The 11,826-nt window shown below is 65.3% G+C and carries 4 protein-coding genes and 1 pseudogene; 2 read left to right on the top strand and 3 right to left on the bottom strand.

Going from position 1 to position 11,826, the window contains the following annotated elements; translation table 11 throughout:
- Positions 1 to 290: 290 nt before the first annotated feature.
- A complete protein-coding gene (locus QMX83_RS16335; RefSeq protein WP_282297697.1) occupies positions 291 to 827 on the top strand; it encodes a hypothetical protein in 537 nt (178 codons plus the stop codon).
- 414 nt (positions 828 to 1,241) lie between these two features.
- On the opposite strand, the gene QMX83_RS16330 is transcribed toward QMX83_RS16335, so the two are convergent.
- From QMX83_RS16330 to QMX83_RS16320, 3 genes are read right to left on the bottom strand one after another with little or no spacing between them, the layout of a single operon-like run.
- Positions 1,242 to 4,415: a multidrug efflux RND transporter permease subunit gene (locus QMX83_RS16330; protein WP_282297696.1), complete on the bottom strand. Its 3,174-nt coding sequence runs from the start codon at positions 4,413 to 4,415 to the stop codon at positions 1,242 to 1,244.
- Positions 4,416 to 4,430: 15 nt separating this feature from the next.
- Positions 4,431 to 5,696, bottom strand: coding sequence for an efflux RND transporter periplasmic adaptor subunit (locus QMX83_RS16325; protein ID WP_282297695.1), 1,266 nt, complete (start codon positions 5,694 to 5,696; stop codon positions 4,431 to 4,433).
- Entirely contained in the window at positions 5,696 to 6,355 is a 660-nt protein-coding gene (locus QMX83_RS16320; protein ID WP_282297694.1) for a TetR/AcrR family transcriptional regulator, read from the bottom strand. Before QMX83_RS16320 ends, QMX83_RS16325 begins: the two co-directional genes overlap by 1 nt.
- Positions 6,356 to 6,704: 349 nt before the next feature.
- On the opposite strand from QMX83_RS16320, the pseudogene QMX83_RS16315 reads away from it, so the two are divergent.
- Positions 6,705 to 11,597, top strand: a pseudogene (locus QMX83_RS16315) (NAD-glutamate dehydrogenase domain-containing protein); the annotation flags it as partial.
- Between the last annotated feature and the right edge of the window lie 229 nt (positions 11,598 to 11,826).

Here is an 11,826-nt window from a genome sequence, read left to right as displayed (position 1 = left end):
GGATGGGCGTTCCGGGGGACGCTGCAAGTACGTCCATGTAAGCTCGGTCGCCGCATCCATGCGGCTCACGCCCCCTCCAGCCCATCCCGAACCGCCACGACAGATGGTCGGTGGCCATCGAAGATCAAAACCGCACAGCCATCCTGCCGGTTGGATTTCTCGGGGTATGTGGGCTCGGTAGCGTCAGTCGACAGACGACGGCCCTGAAATCCCCAGCATCCGGTAACGCATGACCACGAAACGAAGTAGTCTTGTGGCGCTGCCAGCCCCCAATGAGCAAGGAACGCTCCATGTATGCTGAAATCCAATGCCCGGACAACGACACAGTCTGGCTTCCCGACGCGGCCACACTCTGCCCGGCATGCGGCTGCAAAACATCGCGTGACCACTGGAATCCGGATTTCGTCCTGAAGAAGACGCGCTACGACCTGGGCGTCACCTACGACGGCTTTTACATCGCGTCCGAGCGTTTCAAGGCGGTTGCTGACCTGCTGCCCGGCAGGACGTCGTTTGTTCCGCTGCCCCCGCGAGCGCATTACCGGAGGCAGTACTACCTGATGGAACTGCTGGACGAGGTCCGCATCGACGAGGCGCGGGCGGCACCGAAGTTCGGACCGTTGTGCGGGCGCTGCGGGCAGCATCGCTTCATCGTCGGCGCTATCGCTTCTTTCAGCCAGGACATGCGGGCGGATACGGGCTTGGTCCGCAGCGACCTGCAGTTTGCCGATGGCAAAGAGAAGTTCTATGCGTTGCTCGTCGGGGCTGAGGCGGCTGAAGTGCTTACCAAGGCAAGGCTGGATGGCGTGTGGTTGGAGGTTGTTGAGTAGGTCAGGGCAAACCCGGAATCAACGGCGGTGTCGATCCGGGGTCATGCGCTACCGGGTGTTGGTGGTTTCACTGCAGTCGACCAACGGTCGACTCTACCGGGTCCACATGTTTTCGATTTGCCTTGGCCACCGACGCACTGTCGATGGCGGGTCGGGGTGGGCTGTAGGGGGCGTGAGCCGCATGGATGCGGCGATCGAGCTTACATGGACGTACTTGCAGCGTCCCCCGGAACGCCCATCCCGACCCGCCAACCCACGGAACCGATGACCATCGGCGGTTCGCCAAAATGCGTGAAGCAGCCGGGCGACGCCCGGGTGCCCGCGGAATCCATGCAATCGCATCCACGTCGAAAGCGCAGAAACAAAAAGGCCCCGGATTGCTCCGGGGCCTTTTCGTTCAAACGTCAGCCACTATCACCGATCCGGACGATGCGCGGCGTTGCCTTCGTTCTGGCGCTCCAGGAACTCCTTGGACGGTTCGTCCAGCTTGTCGCCCAGCATGCGGCGGACCACGACGAAGAACACTGGAATCATCAGCAAGCCCAGGAAGGTGGCGAACACCATGCCGCCGATCACGCCCGTACCAATCGCGTGACGCGAGTTGGCACCGGCACCGGTGGAGATCGCCATCGGGATCACACCCATGATGAACGCGAACGAGGTCATCAGGATCGGGCGGAAACGCAGGCGGGCTGCCTCGATGGTCGCCTCGCGCAGGTTCTTGCCCGCTGCGCGCTGCTCCACTGCGAATTCCACGATCAGAATCGCGTTCTTCGCCGCCAGACCAATCACCGTGATCAGGCCGATCTTGAAGTACAGATCGTTCGGCAGGCCACGTGCCAGCGAGAATGCCAGCGCACCCAGCACGCCCAGCGGCACCACCAGCAGCACTGCTACCGGGATCGACCAGCTTTCATACAGCGCCGCCAGGCAGAGGAACACCACCACGATCGACAGCACCAGCAGCAGCGTCGCCGCGTTGCCCGCCAGGATTTCCTGGTAGGACATGCCCGACCAGTCGTAGCCGAAGCCTGCCGGCAGGTCGTCGGAGACGATCCGCTCCATCGCCTGCATCGCCTCACCCGAGCTGCGGCCCGGTGCCTGCGAACCCACGATGTTGATCGCCGAGTAGCCGTTGTAGCGGCTCAGTGACGGCGGTGCCGACACCCACTCGGACTTCACCACCGTGCTCAGCGGAATCATCGCCTGGGTGCCGTCGGCATTCGTCTGCAGGCTGCTCGGCGTGTAGAAGCTGTTCAACGACTCCGCACCGGTACGGTACGGGCCATCGGCCTGCATGGTCACGCGCTTGATGCGGCCCTGGTAGAAGAAGTCGTTCACGTACACCGGAGCCAGCATCAGCTGGATCGTGCTGTACACGTCCGACACCGACAGGCCCATGGTCTGCGCCTGCACGCGGTCCACGTGCAACTGCAGCTGCGGGGCGTTTTCCAGACCGTTCGGACGCACACCGGTCAGGACGTCGCTTTCTTCCGCCGCCTTGCCCAGCAGGATGTTGCGCGCCTGGGTCAGCTGTTCATAGCCGGCACCGCCGCGGTCCTGCAGCCACATGTCGAAGCCGCCGAACTGACCCAGACCCTGCACCGTGGGCAGGTTGACCACGAAGATCTGCGCTTCCTTGATCCCGTAGAACGCACCATTCATGTTCTGGATGAACTCCGGAACCGTGATGTCGCGGTCCGCCCACGGTTTCAGGCGGATGAAGCCCATGCCCACGTTCTCGCCGGAACCGACGAAGCTGAAACCGGCCACCTGCAGCATGCCTTCAAAGCCATCCTGCTTTTCCAGGATGCCGCGCATCTGGGCGAAGGTCGCGTTGGTCTGCGCCTTGGTCGAGCCCGGCGGCAACTGCACGATCGCCAGCGCATAGCCCTGGTCTTCTTCCGGCAGGAAGCTGCCCGGCATGCGGGTGAACAGGAAGCCGCACAGCGCGGTCAGCACCACGAACAGGATCATCCAGCGCGGCGCGTGCTTCACCGCCGAGGTGATGTGGCCCACGTAGGTGCCGCTGACCTTGTCGTAGTACTTGTTGAAGGTGCGGTAGACGATGTTCGGGTGGTCGTTGTGGGTGGCCTTCAGGAAGGTCGCACACAGCGCCGGGGTGAAGCCCAGTGCCAGGAACGCCGAGAACGCCATCGCGATGGCGATGGTCAGCGCGAACTGCTTGTAGATCTCACCCGCGGCACCGCCCTGCAGCGCGGACGGAATGAACACCGCCGCCAGCACCACGGTGATCGCCACCACCGCGCCGGTGATCTGGGTCATGGCCTTCTGGGTCGCGGCCTTGGGCGGCAGCTTCTCCTCGGTCATGATGCGTTCGACGTTCTCGATCACCACGATCGCGTCATCGACCACGATGCCGATCGCCAGCACCATCGCAAACAGGGTCAGCTGGTTGATGGTGAAGCCGATGATGCTCATGCCCAGGAAGGTGCCGAGCAGGGCGACCGGGATGACCAGGGTGGGAATCAGGGTGGCGCGGAAGTTCTGCAGGAAGATCAGCATCACCAGGAACACCAGCACGACCGCTTCGATCAGGGTCTTGACCACTTCCTCGATCGAGATCTTCACGAAGGTGGTGCTGTCGTACGGCGAGAACCAGCTCACGCCCGCCGGGAAGCTGGGCTGCAGCTCGTCCATCTTGGCGCGCACCGCATCCGCGACGTTCAGGGCGTTGGCACCCGGCAGCAGCTGGATCGCGAAGGCACCGGTGGGACGGCCGTTGTACTGGGTGTCAAAGCCGTAGTTGTTGGCACCGAAGGCAATGCGTGCCACGTCCTTGAGCATCACCCGCGAGCCGTCGGCATTGGCGCGAAGGATGATCTCCTCGAACTGTTCCGGCGAGCTGAAGCGACCTTCGGCCGAGACCGTGGCCGTGAAGTAGTGACCGGCCGGGGACGGGTCCGAACCCAGCGAACCGGCGGCGAACTGCACGTTCTGCGCACGCACCGCGGCCAGCACCTGGCTGGCGCTGAGGTTGTAGCCCTGCATCTTCTCCGGGTTGAGCCAGATGTTCATGGCGTACTCGGAACCGAACTGCTGGGTGCTGCCGACGCCCGGAATACGCGAGATCTGGTCGAGCACGCGCGAACCGACGATGTCGTTCAGGGCATCACGATTGATCGCCTCGCTGTCCGAACGCAGTGCCACCACCATCAGGAAGCCGGCGTTGGCCTTGGCCACCACCACGCCCTGCTGGGTCACTTCGGTCGGTAGTCGCGGTGTCGCCAGCGAGACCTTGTTCTGCACCTGCACCTGGGCGATGTCCGGGTCGGTGCCGGTTTCGAAGGTCAGCGTGATCTGGGCGCGGCCGTTGGAGGCCGACGACGAGCTGAAGTACAGCAGGTGATCGATACCGGTCAGCTGCTGCTCGATCACCTGGGTGACCGACTTTTCAGTGGTGTCGGCGCTGGCACCGGGATAGGTGGCGCTCACCGTCACCTGCGGCGGTGCGATGCTGGGGTAGGACTCCACGCCCAGCCCCAGGATCGAGATCACGCCCGCAAGCGAGATCAGGATCGCGACCACCCAGGCGAATACCGGGTGTTCAATGAAAAATTTAGGCATGACGGACAGTCCCCGTTATTGCTTGGTCGGTTCGGCAGCCGGAGCGCCTTCGGTGGCCTGGCCTTCGGTCTTGGCCGGGTCGGCAGCCGCGTCGGCCGGAGCCTGCGCCGGAGCCGCACCGGCAGCCGCCGGAGCCTGGCCATTGCCGTTGGCCGCAGCCGGGGTCCAGGGCTTGGCCGACGCCGGAGCGCCTTCCTTGACCTTCTGCACGCCGGCCACGATCACCTGGTCACCGGGTTCGATACCGCCGGTCACCAGCCAGTTGGCACCCTGCTGGCCTTCGGTGGTGACGTTCTTGCGCACCACCTTGCCGTCCTTGCCGACCACCATCACGTAGCCGCCGACGGTGTCGCGCTGCAGCGATTGCAGCGGCACCAGGAAGGCGTTCTTGCGCTCGCCGAGTACGGCCTGGAAGCTGACGAACGAACCCGGCAGCAGCAGCTGCTGCGGGTTCGGCAGCACCGCGCGCAGGGTCACCGCGCCGGTGGCCGGGTCGACCGTGGCCGAGGAGTAGTCCAGCGTGCCGGCTTCGCCGTACACGGTGCCGTCGGCCAGGCGCACCTGCACGGTCGACTTGCCGTCGCCGCTCAGCGCCACCGAGCCCTGGGCCTGGGCGCGGCGCAGCTGGGTCATTTCGTCCGAGCTCATCGAGAAGTTCACGTACAGCGGGTCGAGCTGGTCGACCGTGGTCAGCAGGGTCACATCGCCCTGGCCGACCAGTGCGCCTTCGGTGACCTGCTGCTTGCCGGCACGGCCACTGATCGGCGCGGTGACCTCGGCATAGCCCAGATTGATCTTGGCGCTGGTCACGGCGGCCTGGGCCTGGGTGACGGCCGCGGCCGCGGAGCGCTCGGCGGCTTCGGCCGCGTCGACGTCGGACTTGGACACGAAGGCCTGCGGAGCCAGCGAACGGGCGCGATCAGCAGCGGCCTTGGCGTTGACATAGGTCGCCTGCGCCGAAGCCAGCTGGCCCTGCGAGGAGTTCAACGAGGCCTGCAGCGGAGCCGGATCGATCAGGAACAGGACCTGGCCCTGCTTGACGTCCTGGCCTTCCTGGTAGACGCGCTTGAGCAGCACGCCCGGCACGCGGGCGCGCACGTCGGCGCTGCGGAACGGCGACAGGCGGCCGACCAGCTCGCGCTGCAGCGGCAGGGTTTCGGCCTTGGCTTCGATCACGCCCACTTCCGGCGGCGGGGGCGTCTGCTGTTCCTGCTTCTTGCAGGCGGTCAGCGCAACGGCGACTGCGCACGTCAGGGCAAGGGTGCGGAGTGGGGCGATCATCAGGAGAAACTCCGGAGTTGGTTTGAATGTGGATCGGGAACAGCAGAGTGCAGTGCAAAGGCTTGCAGGAAACTGTCCACGGAAAATTCGGCCCAGCGCCGACGCATGGCAGCGTCATCGCGATGGGGGGTATGGAAACGCTGCTTCTCGAAATCCAGCCCGGCGATCATGCTCAATAGCAGTTCGGCCATGAAGTGTGGGTCGTCATGGCGGAGCAGGCCGCGTTCGATGCGGGTGGCGATCCATTCAGCAAGGTGAAGGGTCAATGCTCCGGCCCCGTCGCGATACAGCGCCTGGGCTTCCTGGGGAAACTGGGCCGCTTCGGCAGCGATCAGCCGGCGGGCCTGCACAACCTGGGGTTCGCTGAAGTGCTCGATGTGGTCGACCGCGAACTGCAGCAGGCAACCGCGCAGGTCTTCGCCGTCCATCGCACGCAGGCCCGCGGTGGCCCGGCACAAGTGGCGCTGCATCACCCGGCGCAGCAGTTCCTGCTTGCTGCCATAGCGGCTGTAGAGCGTCTGCTTGGAACAGCCCGCCTGCTGGGCGACCGCCTCCATGCTCAGCTGCATGCCCTGGGTGGACATCAGGTCGCGCACGGCATCGAACACGCGGTGATCGCGCGCGTCCAATGCGCCGGCAGCGGGGGTGGGGGTGTTCACGCGGTGGACTATACCGTCCAGTTCAGAATTGGAGAACCCTATCTTTTGGCACTGTTGCGGGGTCTGTCGTCAGCGTGCCACTCAAGCGGTCGATGATGGCGGGTGAGAGCTTCTGTGACCCACGTCTCCATACCCATGCGCACTGCTGCAGCGGGATGTAAACGCCACCCAACCGAAAAACCTGATTCCGTCCTGCAGCAAGGCCTTTTCGTGCTGTAGGGCTACAATTTCATTTTTCCAACTGAGCAACACGCATCGCTCTGCCATGAAACCGCAAAAACCTGTCGCCAAGACCGTGAAAGCAAAAACCAAACCAGCCGATACGCAGACTGTTTCGCCAGTGGGCTTCTCTCTGGAACCGGTGTACACGGCCTTGCGCAAGCGTTACCCGGCGGCCGCCCAGGCCGAGGCAGTGGCCTTTGCCGCAGACTTCTACAAGCGCATGGAAGCGGACGAGTTCCCGCATCACACCGCTGAGGAGTGGGCCGCACTGGCTGCCGACATGCTGGAATTCGCCCGTGCCCGCAAGGTCGGCAAGGCGAACGTCCGCGTGTTCAACCCGACCCTGAAGGCCAACGGCTGGGAATCGCCGCACACCGTGCTGCAGATCGTCAACGACGACATGCCGTTCCTGGTGGACACGGTGACCATGGCGCTGGCCGAGCAGGGCATCGGCGTGCATGTGCTGGGTCACCCGGTGATCCGCTTCACCCGTGACAAGAGCGGCAAGCTCACCGGCGTGAGCGAAGGCACCGCCGAGTCGGTGATGCTGCTGGAAATCGACCGTCAGCCGGCCGAGGCCATGGCCGACGTGGAGAAGGCGATCAGCAAGTCGCTGGACGAGGTGCGTGCCATCGTCCGTGACTGGGACGCCATGCGCAGCCAGGCGCTGAGCATTGCCGACGACCTCGGCAGCCGCCAGCTGCCGGTGGACGCCGCCTCGCGCGCCGAAGCCCAGGAATTCCTGCGCTGGGCCGCCGACAACCACTTCACCTTCTTCGGCTACCGCGCCTACCGCGTGGAAAAGCAGGGCAAGGAAGAAGTGCTGGCTCCGCTCAACGACACCGGCCTGGGCCTGATGAAGGGCCGTGACACCTCGGCCGCGCGTCCGGTCAAGACCCTCGCCGCGCAGGGGCTCAATGCCACCAGCGGGCTGAAGGACGCGCTGATCCTGACCAAGACCAATGCCCGTTCGCGCGTGCACCGCGCCGGCTACATGGACTACATCGGCGTGCTGGAATTCGACGCCAAGGGCAAGATCATCGGCGAACAGCGTTTCCTCGGCCTGTTCACCTCCAGCGCCTACAACCGTCGCCCGTGGGAAATCCCGCTGGTGCGCCAGCGCCACGAGTACGTGATGACGCAGTCGGGCCTGGCCCCGGCCAGCCACAGCGGCAAGGCCCTGCGCCACATCCTGGAAACCCTGCCGCGCGAAGAACTGTTCCAGTCCAGCGAGGAAGAGCTCTATCGCACCGCCATGGGCGTGCTGGGGCTGCAGGAGCGCGTGCGCAGCCGCCTGTTCCTGCGTCGCGACAAGTACAGCCGCTTCATCTCCGCGCTGGTCTACCTGCCGCGCGAGCGCTTCAACACCGACGTGCGCCTGCGCATCGAGGCGATGTTGAAGGAAGCGCTGCACGGCGAATACGTGGACAGCTCGGTGGTGCTGGGCGAGTCGCCGCTGGCCCAGGTGCACCTGATCGTGCGCCCGAAGGCCGGTGAAACGCTGGATGTGGACACCTCGGCACTGGAGCAGAAGCTGGCCCAGGTGCTGCGCAACTGGCAGGACGACCTGCGTGAAGCGCTGGTGGCTCGCCACGGTGAAACCGAAGGCCTGCGCATTGCCGCCCGCATCGGCAAGGCCCTGCCGGCCGGTTACATCGAAGACTCCAGCACCGAGATCGCGGCCAACGACGTCAGCCAGCTCGATGCGCTGACCGGTCCGGACGACCTGCGTCTGAGCCTGCAGGCCGTGCAGCGCGAGAACGGCGAGGGCCTGCGCCTGAAGCTGTACCGCCAGCTGGACGACATTCCGCTGTCGGACGCGCTGCCGATGATGGAAAACATGGGCCTGCGCGTGATCGCCGAGCGTCCGTACCGTCTGACGGTCGACAACGCGCCGGTGTACGTGCAGGACTTCGAGGTCGAGTCGGTGGCCGGTGCCATTGATGCGGCCAGCGTCGATGCCGCTTTCGGCGAAACCTTCGCCCGCGTGTGGCACGGCGACGCCGAGAACGACGGCTTCAACCGTCTGGTGCTGGCCGCTGGCCTGCACTGGCGCCAGGTGGCGATGCTGCGTGGCTACTGCAAGTACCTGCTGCAGACCGGCGTGCCGTTCTCGCAGGCCTACGTGGAAGGCACCTTCACCCGTTACCCGCTGCTGGCCCGCCTGCTGGTGGAGCTGTTCGAAGCCCGCTTCGACCCGGCGACCGGGCACGAGGACAAGGACGCCATCGCCGAAGGCCAGGCCCAGCTGCGCGCGCATCTGAACGTGCTGGCCGGTGGCGACGAGGCCACCCTGAAGGTCCTCAAGACCGTGGTCGACGCCCGCAAGGGCAGCCGCGACGCGCAGATGGACGCCACCCGCGAGGCGCTGGTCAAGCTGATGGACCGCGTCTCCAGCCTGGACGAAGACCGCATCCTGCGCAGCTTCATGGGCGTGATCGACGCCACCCTGCGTACCAGCTACTACCAGACCGATGCCGAGGGCCGTCCGGGCCACTGCATCAGCTTCAAATTCGATTCGGCGCTGGTGCCGGACCTGCCCAAGCCGCGCCCTTACCGCGAAATCTTCGTGTACGGCCCGCGCGTGGAAGGTACCCACCTGCGCTTCGGTGCAGTCGCCCGTGGCGGCCTGCGCTGGTCGGACCGTCGCGAAGACTTCCGTACCGAGGTGCTGGGCCTGGTCAAGGCACAGATGGTGAAGAACACCGTGATCGTGCCGGTCGGCGCGAAGGGCGGCTTCTTCGCCAAGATGCCGCCGGCCAGCGGTGACCGCGATGCGGTGTTCGCCAATGGCGTGGCCTGCTACAAGCTGTTCATCCAGGGCCTGCTGGACATCACCGACAACATCGTCAACAACAAGATCGTGCCGCCGGTGGACGTGGTCCGCCACGACATGGACGACCCGTACCTGGTGGTGGCCGCCGACAAGGGCACCGCGACCTTCTCCGACATCGCCAACGGCCTGGCCATCGCGCACGGCTTCTGGATGGGCGACGCGTTCGCGTCGGGTGGTTCGGTCGGTTACGACCACAAGGGCATGGGCATCACCGCGCGCGGTGCGTGGGAGTCGGTGAAGCGTCACTTCCGTGCGCTGGGCCGTGACAGCCAGACCCAGGACTTCACCACCGTAGGCGTCGGTGACATGTCCGGCGACGTGTTCGGCAACGGCATGCTGTTGTCGCGCCACATCCGCCTGCTGGCGGCGTTCGACCACCGTCATATCTTCCTGGACCCGAACCCGGATGCGGCGACCTCGTTCGTCGAGCGCGAGCGCATGTTCACCGTGCCGCGTTCGAGCTGGGCGGACTACGACGCCAAGCTGATCAGCAAGGGCGGCGGCATCTATCCGCGTACCCTGAAGTCGATCGAGATCACCCCGCAGGTGCGTGAGGCGCTGGGTCTGGACGAGGGCGTCAAGGCGCTGTCGCCGAACGACCTGATGAGCGCGATCCTGAAGGCCCCGGTCGACCTGCTGTGGAACGGCGGCATCGGCACCTACGTGAAGGCCGCGACCGAGCAGCACAGTGACGTCGGCGACCGCGCCAACAACGCGTTGCGCGTCAACGGTGGCGAGCTGCGCTGCAAGGTGGTGGGCGAGGGCGGCAACCTGGGCATGACCCAGCTGGGCCGCATCGAGGCTGCCCAGGCCGGCGTGCTGCTCAATACCGACTTCATCGACAACTCGGCGGGTGTGGACACTTCGGATCACGAAGTGAACATCAAGATACTGCTCAACGATGTGGTGCGGGCCAAGAAGCTGACCGTTGACCAGCGCAACAAGCTGCTGGCGTCGATGACCGACGAGGTCGCCGACCTGGTGCTCAACGACAACTACCGCCAGAACCAGGCGCTGAGCCTGATGGAGCGGATGGCGGTCAAGCGCCTGGGCTCGAAGCAGCACTTCATCCGTACGCTGGAGCAGCAGGGCCTGCTGGATCGTCAGATCGAGTTCCTGCCGTCCGATGCCGAACTGTCCCAGCGCAAGGCGCGCGGCCAGGGCCTGACCCGTCCGGAGCTGTCGGTGCTGCTGTCGTACTCCAAGCTGGTGGCGTTCAACCAGCTGCTGGATTCGGACATTCCGGAAGACCCGTACCTGTCCAAGGAGCTGCTGCGTTACTTCCCGACGCCGCTGCAGAAGAAGTATGCCGACGCGATGGAGCGTCACCGCCTGAAGCGCGAGATCATCGCCACGGCAGTGACCAACCAGACCATCAACCGGATGGGCGCGACCTTCCTGATGCGCATGCAGGAAGATACGGGCCGTTCGATCTCGGAAGTGGCCAAGGCGTACACGATCAGCCGTGAAACGCTGGACGCGCGCGCGCTGTGGGCACAGATCGACGCGCTGGACGGCACGGTGCCGGAGTCGGTGCAGATCGACGCACTGGAAGTGATCTGGAAGCTGCAGCGTTCGTTCGTGCGCTGGCTGCTGTTCCGCCCCGGTCCGATGCCGGGCATCACCGAGGCGGTGAACCGCTACCAGGGTCCGTTCAACGACATCCGCGAAGCGTCGGGTGTGCTGCCGGATTCGCAGCGTCCGACCTACGTGGCACTGGTGGCCGAATGGAAGGAAAAGGGCCTGCCGCCGGCACTGGCGCAGCAGCTGGCCGAACTGCACTTCCTGGAGCCGGCGTTCGACATCATCGAACTGGCCCGTACGCGCAAGCTCAAGCCGGTGGATGTGTCGAAGATCCACTTCCGCCTGGGCGACGCACTGCAGCTGCCGTGGCTGTTCGAGCAGATCGACGCGCTGGAGGTCAACGGCCGCTGGCACGCGGTGGCCCGTGGCGTGTTGCGTGACGAGCTGGCCGCACACCACCGCAATCTGGCCGGCCAGGTGCTGGGCACCAAGGGCGGCAGTGCGGAAGCCAAGGTCGCAGCGTGGATCGGTCGCGACGACAACAGCCTGCGCTTCACCCTGGCGATGTTGTCCGAACTGGCCGAGCAGAAGACCCTGGACTACCCGACCGTCTCGGTCGCAGTCCAGCGCCTGGGCCAGCTGGCCGCCCACGGCGCATAAGCGTCTGATCGGCTAAAGCCCGAAAGGCCCCGCTCCGGCGGGGCCTTTTTTTTTACGTAGAGCCGGGCTCTGCCCGGCTGCTGTTGGTTTTGGGCGAACAGCCGGTGGTTCACGGCATCCCTGGCTTGGCGGGTCGGGATGGGCGTTCCGGGGGACGGCGCAAGTACGTCCTTGTAGCCTCGATCGCCGCATCCATGCGGCTCACGCCCCCTCCAGCCCACCCCGACCC

Source organism: Stenotrophomonas sp. PS02289 (assembly GCF_029960115.1).
Classification (GTDB): domain Bacteria; phylum Pseudomonadota; class Gammaproteobacteria; order Xanthomonadales; family Xanthomonadaceae; genus Stenotrophomonas.
The sequence above is the reverse complement of the archived record's forward strand: the minus strand, read 5'-3'. Positions and strand labels throughout refer to the sequence as shown.